Genomic DNA, 16,453 nt, shown 5'->3' on the forward strand with positions numbered 1-16,453 from the left:
GATGGAAGCCATTCTGGATTTCTGGGCAGCGTATTCTGCCACCATAGCCTTCGGCCTTGTAAACTCGTTCATCGCGTTGAGCTGTTATGCCGTGCTTTCGGCTGGCGTTCTCAGTTTCACAACGGTGATGTTCGCAGCGGTCGGCGGCTTCGTCGCCGCACAGATGATCGGCATGTTTGCCCTTCCTCCGCTGGTTGCCTTCCTGTTTGCAGGCGTTGCCGGAGGCGTGGCGGCTGCGGTCATTGCGGTCATATTCCTTCGTCTTGAAACGCACTGGATGGCACTCGCCAGCCTTGCGCTTGTGCTGATCACACGTGTCGTGGTGCTCAACACGCCGACCCTTACCGGCGGTGTCCAGGGCATGCTCGTTCCCGTCCGCGTGAGTGTCCTTGAACTTTTCCTCGCGCTCGCGGTCACGGCGTTCGTATTCTACCGGATGCACAATTCCTGGTACGGGCTGGTGTCGCGGGCGGTGCGGGAGGACCCATCGGTGGCATCCACCATGGGGATCAGCACCTATCGCGTTCAGTTCATCGCGTTCCTCATCAGCGGCGCTGTGGGGGGCATTGGCGGTGCCGCGCTCGCGACAACGCTTCAGTTTATCTCGGCCGACACCTACTTCCTGGCACTCGCTTTCACCATGATCGCGTCGACCGTCCTCGGCGGCTCGTTCCACTGGTTCGGCCCGATTGTCGGCGCTTTCGTGTTCACTGCTCTGCCAACCACGATGCAGGCGGTTCTGCCGGAAATCCAGGACGTCGCAAAAGGGGTCGTGCTGCTCGTCATCATGATTCTTCTGCCTCGTGGCCTGGTCGATCCCCGGGTACTCAAGCTGCGCCTGTCGCGCAGCCCAAAAACCGCGGAGCAGCCTGATGCATGATACGCCGACACTGCTGCAACTGCGTGCCGTCGCCAAACATTTCGGCGGGGTCGCCGCCGTCGGAGGACTATCGACCACCGTACGCAAGGGCACTGTCCACGGGCTGATCGGCCCCAATGGTGCAGGCAAGACCACGGTGATCAACTTGATCACCGGACTCTTCCACCCCACCGACGGAGAAATCCTGTTCGACGGCCACAATCTCGAAGCGAAACCGCCGCATGAAATCGCGGCCCTGGGCATCAGCCGTACGTATCAGAACGTACGCCTGTTCAGCGGCATGTCAGCGCTTGAGCAAGTGCTGACAGGCTGTTTCCTCAAACGCGGTTCCAGCTTGTTCGCCTCTTTCGCAGGCCTGCCGGCCGCGCGGAGAAACTGGGAAGAGGCGAGAGCAAAATCGCTGTTGCTTCTCGCTCGGGTGGGCATGGCAGGCAAGGCTGACGTTCTGGCCGAAACGCTATCCTACGGCGAGCAGAGGCGTATCGAGATAGCGCGCGCGCTTGGCTCGGACCCCAAGCTTCTTCTGCTCGATGAGCCCACCGCCGGCATGAACCATGCCGAGAGCCAGGCAATAGGCCAGCTCGTGCATGAACTGCGCGATAGCGGCCTCACCATCCTCATGGTGGAACACAATATGGGGCTGGTCACTGAATTCTGTGACAGCTGCACGGTCATGAATTTCGGCAAGCTTCTCGCAGAGGGCACTCCTCGGAGCTGCATCGACGACCCTGAAGTGCAGGCTGCTTATTTTGGACGGAAGAACGATGCTAAACGTATCCAACCTGTCGGCTAGCTATGGCGCGATCCGCGCGGTCAAAGGCATCAGCCTGAAGGTCGGGCAGGGTTCTCTCTGCGTTGTCCTTGGTTCAAACGGTGCCGGAAAATCGACCACCCTGCGTAGCATCGCGGGGCTCCATCGGCCTGTCGAGGGATCGATAACGCTTCAGGACCGGGAAATCTCGCGTCTCAAGATTCACCAGGTCGTTCGTCATGGTCTTGCCCTTGTGCCGGAAGGCCGAATGGTCGTGGCGCCTCTGACGGTAGAGGAGAACCTGGATCTCAGCGGATTTGCCGGCCGCGGCAGCGATCGCAGCGACCGTGAGCGTGTCTACGAATTGTTTCCCCGTCTCAAGGAGCGGCGACAGCAGAAAGCGGGTCTCCTGTCGGGCGGAGAGCAGCAGATGCTCGCCATCGGCCGCGCACTCATGACCCAGCCTCAGGTTCTGGTTCTTGACGAGCCGTCCATGGGCCTCGCGCCATCGATCGTGGATCTCGTGTTCGACGCCATCGTGGCGCTTCACAAGCAGGGTCAGTCGATCCTGCTGGTGGAGCAAAACGCGGCGATTGCCCTGTCGGTCTGCGATTATGGTTATGTGATGCGGCGGGGCGAGATCGTGGTGGAGGGCACTGCCGAAATGCTTCGGGAAAGCCCCGAGGTTATGAAGGCCTATCTCTCCTGAGCCAGTCGGTCGCTAGGGTCTCGACCTTACCGGCTCTCACATCGGCCAAGCGGAGGGTTTGGCGTGAAGACACGCATTACGCAACTATTCGGCATCCGCCATCCGATCATCCAGGGCGGAATGCACATGGTCGGCTACGCCGAACTTGCCGCCGCTGTGTCAAATGCCGGCGGGCTCGGTATCATTACTGGCCTTACCCAGAAGACACCGGACAACCTCGCCCGTGAAATCGCCCGCTGCCGCGAGATGACTGACGCGCCTTTCGGCGTCAATCTCACCTTCTTGCCTATGGTCTCATCGCCCGACTATCCGGGCTTGGTAGATGCGATCATTCGCGGCGGCATCAAGATTGTCGAGACGGCCGGCAACAATCCTCAGCAATACCTGCCGGCGTTGAAGGAGGCGGGTATCAAGGTGATCCACAAGTGCACCTCCGTCAGACATGCGCTCAAGGCCCAGTCGATTGGTTGCGACGCGCTGTCGATCGACGGCTTCGAATGCGGTGGTCATCCGGGCGAGGACGACATTCCGAACATGATCCTGCTGCCGCGCGCCGCCGACGCCTTGGAAGTGCCGTTCGTCGCGTCTGGTGGCATGGCCGACGGCCGGTCGCTGGTGGCCGCGCTGGCTCTTGGCGCGGATGGCGTGAACATGGGAACGCGTTTTCTCGCGACACGGGAGGCGCCCGTCCATGAAAACGTCAAGGCGGCGATCGTCGCTGCCAGCGAGCGCGACACGCGTCTGATCATGAGACCGTTGAGAAATACCGAGCGCGTTCTCGTCAATTCTGCGGTTGAGCGTATCCTGGAGATGGAACAGGCGCGGGGCCGGGACCTGCGTTTCGAGGATATCGCAGACGAGGTGTCTGGCGTCTATGGGGCCGTCATGAAGGAGGGCAAGCCCGATATCGGCGCATGGTCCTGTGGCATGGTTGCAGGCCTTATCGACGACGTGCCCAGCGTGAGTGACTTGATCGCCCGCATCATGTCGCAGGCCGACGCCATCATTCGAGATCGTCTTGCCGCTATGGTGCCATGATGCCGGGGTTGTTCGATACCGTCGTTACGGAAGTGGATGGCGTGCTGTGCGGACCTGCTCGACAGCCGCGTCAGATGCTGTCCGACCAGAGTTATGCAGGCCACGCCTCTATCCACGACGACGCGACGGCGCGGAAACTCGGATTTCAGGGCGGCACCATCGAAGGGCCGACACACTTCTCTCAGTTCGCACCCCTTTGTTGCAGCATCTGGGGTGAGCAGTGGCTCGCAACGGGCTGCATCTCGGTTCACTATCGAGCGCCGTCTTTCGATGGCGAGGACGTCATTGCGTGGTTGCGCCGGCCGGGCATCGACGAACGGCAGGCCCAAATATGGATGACCAAGACAGACGGTGTCGAGGTCTTGCGCGGCACCGTCTCCATGGAACCAAGTGCAGCGCAGACCGCACTGGAGGAGAGGATGGCGGGACTGGTTCTCTTGCAGGATGCCGTCATCCTGCGTGACGTGAGCGTGGGCACAAAGGTTCCCAGAGTTGCGGTGAGGATGGCCCCCGGCGCACGAATGGGCTTGCTCTATCCATTCTCGCTCGCCGATAAGTTACGCGTCATTACGGAGCCCTCGCCAGCCTATTCAGACGATCACAACCCCTGGGGCAGGCGGATTGTGCCGATGGAGATGATAAGCGTGCTGATGCAGCACACATGGGACGATACGCTGATCGGTGTGCGCGGGCCCGCCGTCGGGCTGTTCGCGGATCAGGAAATTCGTCTGCTCGGAGGGCCCGTTTTCGTCGATGTTCCTTATGAGGTCGAGCGAGAAGTGGTTTTTCTCAGTGGCAGCCCCCGCACTGAAAGCGTCTGGGTGCGCACGATGCTTTACGAAGCGGGCGGCACGAAGCCAGTAGCGCAGATGCTGCTCAATTGTGCGATCATGAAGGAAACTTACGCCGGCTATGAAGCCGAGCGTGAGGCGCTCTATCGACGATGAATACGTCATCGCCAGCTTGGGAACGGCGATAGGAGACAAGAGGCGGTCATCGGCCGCCTCTTCTCTCTGTCATTGCAAACGTTCAGGCCGCGTCACGACCGGGAGAGTCTTCAAGATATTTCAGCTGTAGCCGCTCGATCTCCTCGAAACCGATCAGGCTGACGAATTCGTGGTGCACCATGCGCTTGTGCGGCAGGTTGCGCGAGTGCTTGTCTTTGACGAGCTGCGCAAGGTTTTCCTGAAGAACCTGCGCGACGCTCATCAGGGGAACGAGCGGGAACGTTGCAAGGCCGGCCACGCTCTCGATGTCGACTGGAGCCAGTTCCTGCTCCAGCCAACCCAGAACCTGAAGCGAGAGCGGGACGCCGGCTTCCTGACGCAACGCCCTGAGCGCATCGAGATTACGAAACGTGTTGCTGATCGGCTGAACGACGTCCGCTCCCGCCGCCACATAGGCCTTGGCACGCGCTATAGCCTCGGGCACGGAAGACGCATCGGTGCGGGCTACAATGAGCATATTGGGGTTGCAACGGGCTTCGACCGCGGCTTCGATCTTGCGTGCAGCCTCCTCCATTGGAATGGTCTCCACACCGGAAACGCAGATCGGGCAGCGCTTGGGTGCTACCTGATCTTCCATGATGACTGCCGCTGTGCCCGCGTTCTCGAACTCCCGGACAGAACGCATGACGTTGATTGCATTGCCGTAGCCGGTGTCGATATCGGCGACCACCGGGAGATCGACTGCATTGACGACGTTACGCACTACGCCGACATTCTCCGTAAGCGTATAGAGTTCGGCATCGGGCATGCCTAGCAGCGATGCTGACACGCCAAATCCGCTGGTCATGATGGCCTCGAAACCTGCGCGTTCGATCATCTTGGCGGAGAAGGCGTCGTATGCGCCGCCCATCCATACGGTTTTCTGGGCGAGTACACGTTCACGGAATTCGGGGCTTGGGCCACGATGCATCATCTTTAACTCCCTTCCTGCTGCTGACCGTTCTTGCCGGCAGCCTCGCGTTGCTTGATGTAACCGACCAGTCCACCGGCGGAGAGCGTTCCCCGGTCGGCATCCGAGAGAGGCTCGATCGGCAGCGACGTACCTTTGGTAAGGTTGCGAACCTCGTTGGCGTCGTAATCGACCTCAATCTCGTCCCAACGTTCGACCATGCCCAAAATGCCCGGGCATGTGGCCTGCGGGAAACCCATGTTGATCTCACCGCGCCAATATCCGGGCGAGAAGGATTCGCAGACGACACCTGCAATGCCCATGTGGCGCATTGCGCGCATCGGCGGATAATGTGGATGGCCATAGCCGAAATTATGGTTGCCGACGAGGATGTCGCCCGGCTTCACCTTGTTGCGGAAGTCAGGGTCGTAAGCCTCCATCGCCACCGCCGCCAACTCCTCGATGTCGGTGATCTTGATGTTCTTGACGCCGACGATCTGGTCGATGTCGAAGTCGATTTCATCGAAGATGAATGCAACCCGGCCGCGGAGTGTTTTCAATGTCATCGCATGTACTTTCTGGGATCTGCGATCTTTCCCTCGATCGCCGATGCGGCGACGGTGGCAGCGCTGCACAGATAGATCTCTGAGTCGGGACTGCCCATGCGCCCTTTGACATTAAGCGTTCCCGTGGAGACGGCGCGCTGCTTGACTGTCATGGTGCCCATTCGCCCGAAGCAATAATCGCATGTCGGGGCCGAGACGAACGCGCCTGCTTCGGCCAGGATGGAGATGAGGCCTTCACGGCCGGCGGCGGCCATGATTTCCTGGCTGGTGGGAACCACATTCAGCTGGAAGCCGGGGGCGACTTGGCGCCCTTCTAGGATTTGCGCAGCAACCCGCAGGTCTTCGATGCGTCCCGATGCACATGAGCCAAGGTAGCCGACATTGAGCTCCAGTCCGAGATAGTCGGTGAGGTTGCGTGAATTCGCGGGAGTAGGGGGAATGACGATCAGCGGCTCAAGCTGGTCGAGGTCAATCTCATAAACCGCAGAATACTCTGCGTCGGGATCGCTGTAGAACGGCTCGATCTTCTTCCTGGCGCGAGGCAGGGCGTAGGCCAGGCGTTCTTCGTCGGGATTGACGATTGCAGTGATCGCGCCGGTGAACATTGCGAGCCCGGTAATGGTCTGGAGACCTTCCGTGGATAGCTGCGAAAGTGCTGGGCCACCAAGCTCCAGAACCTGGAAGCGGCAGGAGGCAGGTCCCATTACGCGTACCAGATGATGGAACACGTCGCGTGCCATGACGCCCCTGCCCAGCGTGCCGACCAGATTCACTCGAACCGTCTTGGGCACCTTTATCGAAATGCGCTCGCGCACCAATGCCTCGAGCAGGCTGTGGCGAATACCCATTGCCAGTGTTCCGAAGGTGCCGAGTTGGCTGATATGGCCGTCGAAATGGACCACGAATGCACCCGGCACGGCATAGCCGACTTCGGAGGCGACCTGGTGGCCGATGCCCTTGCGCTCGTAGAGCGGGACGTTGTTTTCCGCACACCAGTTGCGGGTGATGATGTGAAGTTCTTCCTCTTTCGGCGTCGCGGCGGGCACCATGTGATCGATGAACATCGCGTAGCGGTCTGGCTCTGCAACTCGGTCGATGCCGAACTCCTCTTTCATCTGTCTGAAATACACGTCGGTATATCCGGGGAAGTCGTAGGCGATGACATAGTCGGGCTTTGCCATTACCTCGTCGCCGGCCTTGACGTGGTCCTTGCCGGACACCCGAGCCAGTATCTTTTCCGCTATCGTGTAGCCCATGTCAGGTTCACCCAGTGTCGGCGGAAGGTTGCCTACCGCCTGTGTTCGTTGTTGCGGTTCGACTCATTCCGGCGTGACAGGCGAAAAGCCGTAGCCTCGGTCGGTGCGAAAAATCCGGCCAGCGTGAGGGGCGCCGAAATGCATCGGCATCAGGAGCGCGTCGTTGTCAGCGCAATAGTCGAGCAGTCTGCGCCTGGTGGTTTCCGCCAGATCGACATGTTCGCAAAAGCGGCTTGTCACTTGCGGCTCGTAAACCTGAACCGGATAGTGGACCACATCGGCCGATATCACGAAGTTGCCGCCTGCGGATTCGTATTTCACCATAAGCTGGTTGAGCGTATGGCCGGGCGCCTCCTCGACCGTCAGGCCAGGAACGATCTCGTCACCACTGTTCACGAATTCTGCTTTTCCCGCGGCCACGATCGGCAGGACGCTGTCTTCGATCACTGCCACGTTTTCCGGGAACAGGCTGGGGCCTTTTCCGTCGCCGGTCCAGTGCTCGTATTCCTTGCGGCCGAAAATGTAGCGGGCGTTGGGAAAGGCTGGAACCCACTGTCCATCGACCTTGCGCGTGTTCCAGCCAACGTGGTCGATATGCAGATGGGTACAGAAGACGATGTCTATATCTTCCGGATCAAACCCCGCAGCCGCAAGATTTTCCATGAATGGAAGATCCAGCATGTGAAAACGCTGGAATATCGGTAGCGCGCGGCTTTTGCCGTTACCCGAACACGTGTCGATGAGGATGTTTTTCCCGTCCAGCGTAACAAGCCAGGAGTGGATGCTGCTCCACGAGCGCCCACTCTGCGCGTCGAAGAAGGTTTTGCCTCCCGCGACCGGATGACGTTCGAACATCGCGGGCTCGAATTTTCGGAGCATGAATTCGGGCGGATAGCCGAGTTCCGACACTTCCTCAATTCGCCTGACTACCGCATCGCCTACCCTGAAATGCGCCACGAGCTCCTCCTTTTCCTCGTGAGGTCTAGGTCTAAGCCTTGGGCGATGAGCGTGTCAATATGCAATGATAGTGTCATACCGTGAAATACAAACGGCTATAGCAAGGCGCGACCATGTTATCTGGTGATTTATGGGTTATCTATTGACCCTGTCTGGATAGTTCCATAACGATACGACGTTTAGTGGCCGGGCAGGTGCTTCGGCATCGCGCCGAGCGGGAGCGAAACTCTGCTGGCGGCGACGGGAAGGAGCCTCATGACGATCAAGGGCAAGGCCTGCATTGCGGGCGTCTATGAACATCCGACGCGCCGCGCGGACGACATTTCACTGGCTGAACTCCATGCGGATGTAATTCGCGGTGCGCTAGACGATGCCGGCCTTTCTATCGGCGATGTGGACGGCTTTTTCTGCGACGGTGATGCCCCGGGCCTCGGTGCGTTGTCCATGCTGGACTATCTGGGAATGCGCGTGCGGCACGTCGAGGCTTCGGAGAGCGGCGGCGCTACCTACCTGTCACATGTCGCCCACGCCGCGCAGGCAATTGCGGCGGGCAAGCTGAACGTAGCCGTTATATCGATGGCTGGTCGCCCGCGCGCTGAGGCGGCTGCGGGCGGTGTTGCGCCCCGGCCGTTCCCCCCATCCACTCCCGACCTGCAGTTCGAGCTTCCCTATGGTGCGGAGTTGGTCAACGAATATGCGCTTGCCGCCATGCGCCATATGTACGAGTTCGGCACCACTGCCGAGCAGCTTGCATGGGTCAAGGTCGCCGCGTCGCAACATGCTCAGCACAATCCTCATGCGATGATGCCCAAGCCCGTGACGGTCGAAGACGTGTTGGCCTCGCCGATGATCGCCGATCCGCTGCATCGACTGGATTGCTGCATCGTCAGCGACGGGGGTGGCGCTGCAATCGTGGTACGGCCGGAGATCGCGCGTGATCTGAAGCGCAGATCCGTCACCGTGTTGGGTCACGGTGAGGCAGCCAAGCATCAGAATGGCGGCAGGATAGACCTTACCTACTCGGCAGCCGCGTGGGCCGGGGCGGATGCCTTCGCCGAAGCCGGTCTTAAGCCGCGGGACATCGACTATGCCTCGATCTACGACAGTTTCACCATCACGGTTATCACGCAGCTTGAGGATCTGGGCTTCTGCGCCAAGGGCGAGGGCGGTCGTTTCGTCGCCGACGGGGGGATCATATCGGGGGTGGGCCGGCTTCCGGTCAACACCGATGGCGGCGGTCTGTGCAACAATCACCCCGGCTATCGCGGCGGGATGACCAAGATTATCGAGGCGGTGCGCCAGCTTCGAGGCGAGGCCGCACAGGCGGTGCAGGTCAAGGATTGCCGGCTTGCGTTGGCGCAGGCGATGGGCGGGTCGCTTGGCACGCGCCATGCCGCTGCCACACTTATTCTGGAGGCGCAGTGATGGCGGACATACTCGGCGAACGTGTTGCGGCCAGCCCTGACCCCACAGTCGATACCAGAGCCTATTGGGAAGCGTCCAACGAAGGTCGCCTCCTGATCGGACGTTGCAAGTCGTGCGGCGAAAAGCATTTCTATCCGCGGACCCGATGCCCTCGATGTCTGGCTGCGGATACTGAGCTGGTGGAAGCTACAGGCAACGGAACCCTCTATTCCTACAGCGTCATGCGGAGAGCGAAAGTGCCCTACGCTGTCGCGTATGTCGCACTGGAGGAAGGTGTGACGATGATGACCAACATCGTCGGGTGTTCGCCTGACGATCTCAATATCGGCATGAAAGTCAAAGTCGATTTTCGGGTCAGCGAGAACGGCCAGAAGGTGCCGATGTTCCGGCCGGCGTGACCCCTTCCGGTTACGAAGAGGGTGACGATGGACTACGAGCAGATAATCTACGAGCGGGCGGACGGCATCCTTACGATCACGCTCAATCGCCCCGACCGAATGAACGCTTTCACCTATCGTATGCGCGATGAGTTGCTGGATGCCTTTGCAAGGGCGGAAGGCGACGACGAAATACAGTCGGTTATCATTACCGGGGCAGGGCGCTCTTTTTGCGCCGGTGCGGACCTTGCGGGTGGCGAAAGTTCGTTTGCCGGGGTGGATGCCGAATGGCGAGATGGAGGGGGGATGGTCGCTTTGGCGATGTATGCCTTCAACAAGCCTATCGTTGCGGCCTTCAACGGTGCCGCTGCAGGCATCGGTGCAACGCTGTGCCTGCCGGCGGATATTCGCATCGCTTCGGAGCACGCGAAGTTCGGTTTCGTCTTCACGCGGCGCGGCATCGTGCTCGAAAGCTGCGCTTCGTGGTTTTTGCCGCGCATCGTGGGCATTGAACAGGCTTTGCGATGGTCCTTGTCCGGCAGGGTCTTTTCCGCGGCGGAGGCGCTGGCAGGCCGGCTGATATCCGAGGTGGTGCCGCCAGGTGAACTTCTGCCCCGTGCGCGGGAAATCTGCGGCGACCTGACAGAGCAGACGAGTGCGGTCTCGGTCGCGCTCGTGCGGCAGATGCTGTGGCGGATGTCCGCCACAAGCCATCCCATGGAGGCGCATCGTGTCGAGTCGGCGATGTTTTCCGCCATGGGCTCATCGCCGGACGCCGCAGAAGGTGTCGCAGCTTTCCTTGAGAAGCGACCCGCCCGCTTTGCCATGCGGGCGTCATCCGATATGCCGGAAGCCTATCCGTGGTGGGAGGAGCCCCGCTTCACACCACTAAACGATACCTGACGGCGTCTCCGCTTACGCACCCCTGATGGCTGCGGCGGCTCCGCCTCTCTCCTCATCCTCCAGTACCCGGCGCAGAAGCTTGCCGGCAGCGCTGCGTGGAAGTTCGCTGCGCAGTTCCAGCCCTGTCGGCAGTTCATATCGACCGACCCGCTCCGAGAGGAAGGTACGCAAGGCGTCGAGCGTCATCGGCTTCGTCCCGGGCTTCATGGTGACGAAAGCCTTAACCGTCTGGCCGCGATAATCGTCCGGGACCCCGATCACCATAACCTCAGCGATGTCCGGATGTTCGTAGATCGCGTTTTCGATGTTGGTTGGATAGATGTTGAAACCACTTGAGATGATCAGGCTCTTCTTTCGGTCAACGAGATAGTAGAGGCCATCTTCGTCGCGATAGCCGATATCGCCGGTCAGAAAATAGCCGTCAACGAAAGCGGCGGCGTTTTCCTCCGGACGGTTCCAGTATCCGCGGCAGACATTTGGACCTCGTATCCGCAACTCGCCGGTCTCGTTGTCGCCCAGCACACGCGTCGACTCGTCGAGCGCGACCACCTCCAGCTCGATACCCGGTTGCGGTATGCCAATGATGCCTGGTTTCACCTGCGCTGACTGCGGAATGAGCGTACCGACAGGGGCTGCCTCCGTAAGTCCCCAGCCGCCGAGCAGCTTGCACCCGACCATGCGCTCGATCCGTTGTGCGATTTCTCCGGGAAGTGGTGCGCCCCCGGAAATACAGAACCGAAGCGAACTGAAATCACGGCTCTCTGCTCCGGGGTGACCCGAAACTGCAATCCACATCGTCGGAACTCCAGCAAAGATCGTTAGTCTTTCCTCCTCGATCTGGCTGATAACGGCTTCGACGTCGAAGCGTGGGTGCAGAAAGACGCAACATCCTTCGCGGAACTGGCGAAGAAGCAGAAAAAGCATGGCGAAGGAGTGAAAGAGGGGCAGGACGCCAAGGACGCGCTCTTCGCCGGGCTGTTCCGCCCGCACGTCCTTCCAGTGCACGGCAATGTCTATCGCTGCCGTCAGGTTGCCATGAGTCAACATAGCCGCCTTGGGGTGGCCGGTCGTACCGCCGGTGTATTGAAGCACCGCGATATCGTCGGTCGACGGCATCGGCCAGAACGCAGGATGCTGCGAAGCCATCAGTTCGTCGATTGGCGAGAATCGGCGGTCGTCCGGCAGCGGCGCTACCTCGTCGGTCCCTGCGCCCCATCGCTTTTCGCTCGCAACCCAGATGCGCTCCAGGCCCGACGCATCGGCTATGGCGGCGCAGTTTGCCAGCATGGCCGCCTGATCGGTCGTGATCAGCAGGTGCGCGCCGGTGTCGGACAGCTTGAAGCTCAGTTCGCGCGGGGCGTCCATAGGGCTCAGGCTGACCAGTCGCGCGCCGATGCGCATCAGCGCATAGAATACGATATAGTAGGAGGCAGTGTTCGGTAGGTACACGGCAACCGCATCGCCCTTTTTGACGCCGGCATGGAGCAACCCGGCCGCCAGGCTGACGGACTCCTGCCTGATCTCACCGAAGGAAAGGTGGTTGCCGCGATAGACCAGCGCCGTCTTGGTGCCGTAACGCGCCACGGCTTCGTCCATCATTGCCGGAATGGGTTTGGTCACGATCTCCACATCCCAACGGCAGGTCGAGGGATATGCCTTCTCCCAAGGATGTATTTTGCGAGCTGGGTTCTGCTGCTCTTCCGTCATCGTATCGTCTCCTGCGCCTTGATCGTCGAATGCGGTTCCCACGCCAAGGTGCGCCTTTCAGTGTTGCGCCGGATCGTCTTCCGCAAGGAGGTGAGGAGGCGCGTGCACGCTCAAACCTCCATCTACCGGGATGATGGCGCCCGTCACGTAGCCGCCGCCGTGACCACAGAGAAACAAGACGGTTGCGGCAATGTCTTGCGCCCGTCCGATCCTGCGAAGGGGGAGGACCGATGCGGCATGTTCACGGCCGGCATCTTTTTCGAGCGCGAACGACGTCATTTTCGTCTCGAAGGGACCGGGTGCGATGGCGTTGACGGTAATTCCGCGTGGGCCCAGCTCATTAGCCAGGATGCGAGTCAGATGATGGACCCCTGCCTTGGAGGCAGCATAGGAATAAGCGTCTCCACCACAGGGAATCATGCCCGCGCTTGAGCCGATGTTGATGACGCGTGAGGGGCCATGAGGTCCGGCTGAAGCCTCCAGCATCGGTACGAGATCGCGCGTCAGCGAAAAAAGACCCGTAAGGTTTGTCGCCAGAACCTTCGACCAGCCTCCCCATGGAAACGCCTCCAAACGCGCGCCCCAGGTGGTTCCTGCATTGTTGATCAGGATATCGAGACGTTCGCAGCGTTGTTCTATCGAGTTGGTAAGCCGCCGCACTCCGTCTTCGTTCGATATGTCGCCTTCCATAGCTTCGCACGAACCAAAGGCGCTCAGTTCTGCGGCGGTCTGCTCACATGCGGCAAGCTTTCTGGATGCAAGGATAACCCGTGCGCCGCTGCGCACTAGCGCTTCGGCGGCATGGCGACCCAGTCCCGTCGCACCTCCGGTGATGAGCGCGGTGCGACCCCGTGAGGAGAACAGCGCGTCAGCGTCCATTAGTAGCCCAACTCGGAGGCGACTTTGTCGGCGTGGTATGTGTAACCGCCAAGCAACTCGGAGGAGAGCCTGGCCGCCTTCAGATAAAGCCCGACATCATGCTCTTCGGTCATGCCGATGCCGCCGTGCAACTGCAGGCATTCGGCAACGGCGTTGGACGCGACGTCGCTCGTCTTGGCCTTGGCAACGGCGACGTACAGCTTTGCCCGCGGATCGCCGGCGTCCAGCGCGATAGCGGCGCGCTGCGTCGCCGACCATGCGTCTTCCAGATCGCAGTGCATCTGCGCGAGCCGATGCTGAAGCGCCTGAAACGAGGCCAGCGACCTGTCGAACTGCTTGCGCTCGCGCAGATATTCCACAGTGCGCCCGAATATCTCCTCGACCGTGCCGCAGGTGTTGGCCGCAAGCCACACACACGCGACTTTAAACGCCATATCCAGCGCATCCTCGCCGAGGTCGACGCTGCCGGCCAGGGCGAAATTCTCGAAGTTGACAGCTGTCAACAGGCGGCCGTCGGCCATGCGCGTCGCAACTCTGGATACTTCCCCGGTCCCGACCGGCGCAAAAACGAGGGTCCTGCCATTCGGCGTCGCGGCCGCCACGAGGAGTGCATCGGCCGATGCCGTGTCCACCGCCCATTCAGCCTTGCCGCTAAGCTTGCCCTGCGGGGAAATCTGTACGGTCGGCTGGTCGTGATTTTCCAGCGCTAGGCCCACAATGCAGTCTCCCTGGGCGATGCGCGAAAGCCAGTCACGCGACAAGTCCCTTTTCCCGAACCTAGCCAGAGTGCAAGCGGCGACCGTCGCGCCCAGCAATGGCGATGTCACCAGCTTCCGGCCCAGTTCCCTCGCCGCCAAAGCGGCAGTCATCATGTCCAGGGCCGCGCCACCGAATTCCTCCGGGACGAGAACTCCACCGAGACCGGAATCGGTTACGTGTCGAAGCGTTTCTGGCCCGTAGGCAACCTTCGGTTCGGCGGCAAGGAGCTCGCGCGCAGTGCGCAAGGAGATCGCCGCGGCCATCTGTCTGGTGCTGCCCCGCACCATTTCCTGTTCGTTTGAAAGGATGAATGACATGTCAGGCCTTCGGGAGTTCGAGGATTTGCTTGGCGATGATTTCGAGCATGATCTCCGTCGTGCCACCTTCGATGGAATTACCCTTGCTGCGAAGCCAGCCTTTGCCGACCCCGCTCAGCGACGCGCCGTCGGCCCAGCCAAAAGCACCGGGACCTTCGAGAGAGACGAGAAGCTCCTGACGGCGCTTGTTCAACTCCGTACCTCCAAGCTTCAGAACCGCCGATCGCGCGCCAAGCGAGCCGCCGCTCTCCAGTTCCTCCAGATACCGCAGACGGGTCGCCTCAAACGCAAGGGTATTGACAGCGGCGCGCGCGATTTCGGCACGCAGGAGTTCGTCCGACAGCCGCCCGCCCGTCGCCGCCGCGGCTTTGGCTGCTGCCGCGTCGAGTTCTTCTGCATCGAAGAGATTGCTGCCGCCGCGCGCGATCATCTCACGCTCGTGGGTCAAGAGATACTTCGCAACATCCCAGCCCCGGTTAACGCTGCCGACGACGTTTCCTGCCGGCACCTCCACCTCGTCGAAGAAGGTCTCGCAAAACGGCGAACTGCCGGAAATCAGACGGATGGGCTTGGTAGAAACCCCCGGTGTCAGCATGTCGATCAGCAGGAATGTGATGCCAAGCTGCTTCTTTACGGCAGGATCGGTGCGCACGAGGCAGAAGATCCAATCGGCCTTGTCGGCATACGACGTCCAGATCTTCTGCCCGTTGACCACAAACTTGTCGCCATCCTGGCGCGCCGAGGTGCGCAGCGCGGCAAGATCCGACCCTGCGCCCGGTTCGGAATAGCCCTGGCACCAGCGGATCTCACCGCGAGCGATACGTGGCAGATGGAGACGCTTCTGTTCATCCGTGCCGAACGCCAGCAGCGCCGGTCCGATCATGGAGATGCCAAAACCCTCCAGGGGTGGGCGCGCCCCGAGCCGGTTCATCTCTTCGCGCAGGATCAGGCACTGCTCGGGTGTAAGGCCGGCGCCGCCATACTCTGCTGGCCAGTCGGGTACCGTCCAGCCTTTGGCAAGCATCAGTCGGAACCAGTCTTTCTGCTCGCGGCTCTCGAAAGACCAGTTACGGCCGCCCCAGCAGACCCCATCCTCGCCGCTCTGCGCGACCCGCATCGCGGCAGGACAGTTCGCCTCCAGCCATGTGCGCGTCTCAAGTCGAAAAGCTTCCAAGTCAGGCCTCCCTAAAAAATACTGCTTGGTATCATTTCTTTCTCGTGCAAGTCTAGATGCGCGTCGCGCGATGTTCTGAATTTTCACCGCGAGTTGTGGCTGGACGCGCGCCGTCGTCAGGCGACGATGCCGCGCACCGTGATGGATATGATGCTCGCCGCCAACGCCGCCAAATCGTCTGAAGATTGCCCACGGCGCGGACGGTACCAGAGCGCGGTGCTGTTGAGCGCTCCGAGCAGCGCCCTTGTGGTCAACGCAGGATCGACCGCGCGAAATACGTTCTGTTCCACGCCTTCGGCGATTACTTGCGTGAACATGTCTTCGTAACGGTCACGCTGGCGCAGAATCTGGGTTATGGCCGATCTCTGGGATACGGTCATGGCGCGGCGGCGATGCCTCTCCAGTCCATCCATCGTGACGACATGGTAGGGCAACGCCTGCATGACCAGCAGAGCATGGGCGCTGGCCATCGCCTCCAGCTGGGAAAGCGGATCCGCCGTCGCAACGTTGGCGGCGCGCACGGCATCTTCGGCCCGCTGCATACCCTCCTGCATCACGCCGATCAGCAGCGCTGCCTTGGACGGGTAGCTGTAATAGATCCGTCCCTTCGTGGAGCGTATCTGTTTGGCGACGGTGTCGATGGTTGTCGCCTCGTAGCCCGCGACCATGAAACATTGCGCGGCGGCATCGAGGATGCGAAGCCGGTTTTCTTCCGTGTTTGCGGCGTTGGCGCGGACTTTTGTCGACATGGATATGAGCACTAGCACGGTCGGTTCCGTGGGTGTAGCCGCGTGACGCGGCAATCCAACTATTTCGCTAGATGAAAGATATATCGACTGTTGACACGATATTGAGGCGC

The 16,453-nt window shown here is 60.7% G+C and carries 17 protein-coding genes; 8 read left to right on the top strand and 9 right to left on the bottom strand.

The window, feature by feature from the left end; all coding sequences use genetic code 11:
* The first annotated feature begins 1 nt into the window (after position 1).
* From FY036_RS17600 to FY036_RS17620, 5 genes are all read left to right on the top strand, one after another.
* On the top strand, positions 2-880 hold the full coding sequence (locus FY036_RS17600; RefSeq protein ID WP_148916067.1) for a branched-chain amino acid ABC transporter permease: 879 nt from the start codon (positions 2-4) through the stop codon (positions 878-880).
* A complete protein-coding gene (locus FY036_RS17605) occupies positions 873-1,673 on the top strand; it encodes an ABC transporter ATP-binding protein (protein ID WP_148916068.1) in 801 nt (266 codons plus the stop codon). The genes FY036_RS17600 and FY036_RS17605 overlap by 8 nt, the downstream gene beginning before the upstream one ends.
* Entirely contained in the window at positions 1,645-2,340 is a 696-nt protein-coding gene (locus tag FY036_RS17610) for an ABC transporter ATP-binding protein (RefSeq protein ID WP_148916069.1), read from the top strand. The genes FY036_RS17605 and FY036_RS17610 overlap by 29 nt, the downstream gene beginning before the upstream one ends.
* A 63-nt stretch (positions 2,341-2,403) precedes the next feature.
* Entirely contained in the window at positions 2,404-3,378 is a 975-nt protein-coding gene (locus FY036_RS17615; protein ID WP_148916070.1) for an NAD(P)H-dependent flavin oxidoreductase, read from the top strand.
* Positions 3,375-4,325 carry a hypothetical protein gene (locus FY036_RS17620; RefSeq protein WP_407941191.1) on the top strand — a complete coding sequence of 317 codons (951 nt, stop codon included), beginning with the start codon at positions 3,375-3,377 and terminating at the stop codon, positions 4,323-4,325. Before FY036_RS17615 ends, FY036_RS17620 begins: the two co-directional genes overlap by 4 nt.
* 82 nt (positions 4,326-4,407) lie before the next feature.
* Here the strand turns inward: FY036_RS17620 and FY036_RS17625 are convergent, their stop codons facing one another.
* The 4 genes from FY036_RS17625 to FY036_RS17640 all read right to left on the bottom strand — a co-directional run bounded on the left by FY036_RS17625 (position 4,408) and on the right by FY036_RS17640 (position 8,053).
* Positions 4,408-5,298 (bottom strand): isocitrate lyase/PEP mutase family protein, encoded by an 891-nt coding sequence (locus FY036_RS17625; protein ID WP_148916071.1) that lies wholly within the window; start codon positions 5,296-5,298, stop codon positions 4,408-4,410.
* A gap of 2 nt (positions 5,299-5,300) precedes the next feature.
* A complete protein-coding gene (locus FY036_RS17630; RefSeq protein WP_201744797.1) occupies positions 5,301-5,909 on the bottom strand; it encodes a 3-isopropylmalate dehydratase small subunit in 609 nt (202 codons plus the stop codon).
* Positions 5,837-7,060, bottom strand: a complete 1,224-nt coding sequence (locus tag FY036_RS17635) for a 3-isopropylmalate dehydratase large subunit (protein ID WP_210247469.1) — start codon at positions 7,058-7,060, stop codon at positions 5,837-5,839. The genes FY036_RS17630 and FY036_RS17635 overlap by 73 nt, the downstream gene beginning before the upstream one ends.
* Before the next feature lie 99 nt (positions 7,061-7,159).
* Positions 7,160-8,053 carry an MBL fold metallo-hydrolase gene (locus FY036_RS17640; protein ID WP_148916073.1) on the bottom strand — a complete coding sequence of 298 codons (894 nt, stop codon included), beginning with the start codon at positions 8,051-8,053 and terminating at the stop codon, positions 7,160-7,162.
* A gap of 255 nt (positions 8,054-8,308) precedes the next feature.
* On the opposite strand from FY036_RS17640, the gene FY036_RS17645 reads away from it, so the two are divergent.
* The 3 genes from FY036_RS17645 to FY036_RS17655 are packed head-to-tail and all read left to right on the top strand — an operon-like array spanning position 8,309 to position 10,758.
* Positions 8,309-9,478 carry a thiolase domain-containing protein gene (locus FY036_RS17645; protein ID WP_148916074.1) on the top strand — a complete coding sequence of 390 codons (1,170 nt, stop codon included), beginning with the start codon at positions 8,309-8,311 and terminating at the stop codon, positions 9,476-9,478.
* Positions 9,478-9,876, top strand: coding sequence for a Zn-ribbon domain-containing OB-fold protein (locus FY036_RS17650; protein WP_148916075.1), 399 nt, complete (start codon positions 9,478-9,480; stop codon positions 9,874-9,876). The genes FY036_RS17645 and FY036_RS17650 overlap by 1 nt, the downstream gene beginning before the upstream one ends.
* A 27-nt stretch (positions 9,877-9,903) precedes the next feature.
* Positions 9,904-10,758 carry an enoyl-CoA hydratase-related protein gene (locus tag FY036_RS17655; protein WP_148916076.1) on the top strand — a complete coding sequence of 285 codons (855 nt, stop codon included), beginning with the start codon at positions 9,904-9,906 and terminating at the stop codon, positions 10,756-10,758.
* A 12-nt stretch (positions 10,759-10,770) separates the two neighbouring features.
* Here FY036_RS17655 and FY036_RS17660 read toward each other — a convergent pair whose 3' ends face one another.
* From FY036_RS17660 to FY036_RS17680, 5 genes are all read right to left on the bottom strand, one after another.
* The gene (locus FY036_RS17660; protein WP_148916077.1) at positions 10,771-12,465 is read right to left on the bottom strand and encodes an AMP-binding protein; all 1,695 of its coding nucleotides are present in this window, start codon (positions 12,463-12,465) and stop codon (positions 10,771-10,773) included.
* A gap of 57 nt (positions 12,466-12,522) precedes the next feature.
* The gene (locus FY036_RS17665) at positions 12,523-13,344 is read right to left on the bottom strand and encodes an SDR family oxidoreductase (RefSeq protein ID WP_148916078.1); all 822 of its coding nucleotides are present in this window, start codon (positions 13,342-13,344) and stop codon (positions 12,523-12,525) included.
* The gene (locus tag FY036_RS17670) at positions 13,344-14,420 is read right to left on the bottom strand and encodes an acyl-CoA dehydrogenase family protein (protein ID WP_148916079.1); all 1,077 of its coding nucleotides are present in this window, start codon (positions 14,418-14,420) and stop codon (positions 13,344-13,346) included. Before FY036_RS17670 ends, FY036_RS17665 begins: the two co-directional genes overlap by 1 nt.
* Before the next feature lies 1 nt (position 14,421).
* Positions 14,422-15,537: an acyl-CoA dehydrogenase family protein gene (locus tag FY036_RS17675; RefSeq protein WP_235897709.1), complete on the bottom strand. Its 1,116-nt coding sequence runs from the start codon at positions 15,535-15,537 to the stop codon at positions 14,422-14,424.
* Between the two features lie 173 nt (positions 15,538-15,710).
* Positions 15,711-16,343, bottom strand: coding sequence for a TetR/AcrR family transcriptional regulator (locus FY036_RS17680; protein ID WP_148916080.1), 633 nt, complete (start codon positions 16,341-16,343; stop codon positions 15,711-15,713).
* Positions 16,344-16,453: the final 110 nt, after the last annotated feature.

The sequence above is a fragment of the Neoaquamicrobium microcysteis genome, assembly GCF_008180155.1.
GTDB classification, from domain to species: Bacteria; Pseudomonadota; Alphaproteobacteria; order Rhizobiales; family Rhizobiaceae; genus Aerobium; species Aerobium microcysteis.